Annotated in this window: 1 protein-coding gene; it reads right to left on the reverse strand. The window is 62.4% G+C overall.

Features of this window, described 5'->3' with window-relative positions; genetic code table 11:
- Positions 1 to 128: 128 nt before the first annotated feature.
- On the reverse strand, positions 129 to 578 hold a 450-nt coding region (locus tag AC1DTN_RS38630), incomplete at its 5' end, for an extracellular solute-binding protein (protein WP_477925496.1).

Below are 578 nucleotides of genomic sequence, written 5' to 3' on the forward strand. Positions count from 1 at the left end.
GCGATCCCCTTGTGGTCAGCGGTTCAAACCCAGAAACACCGCGGAACCGGCTSCGCCGGSCCGCMGRTGTTGCCCCCGGAAGGGGGAAGACGTAGCGACACGAAGTGCGCGCAGTCCGGGGGCAAGCCTTATTTGGCGACGACCTTGATGCGCTCGATCATCTCGTCGACCGCCTTGTCCACCGGCACCTTGTCGGTGACGACACGGCTCATCGCCTTGGCCCAGACGTTCTCGTTGTTGAGGATGGTGAACTTGTAGTTCTTGGTGAACTCGAAGGTCACGGTCCCGGCGGCGTACTGGTTGAACACCGACAGCCGATGCGGATCAGCCTTCCAGAAGGGGCGTGCCTGTGCTTCCTTCGTCACCGGGAACCAGCGGCCGAGCGCGCCTTCCACATAAGGCGTGAGGTTCTCTTCCTGCAGCAGGAAGGAGACGAATTCCTTCGCCCGCGCCTTGTTCTTCGCGTCCTTGAAGACCACGCCGGTCTTCACGGCGGTGCGGTAGACCATCTTGCTGCCGTCGGGCTTGTTCGGGAAGCCGGCCGTGCGGATGCGCTCGGTGTAGTTCTTCTTGGCTTC

Source organism: Rhizobium sp. 01T444 (assembly GCF_056398305.1).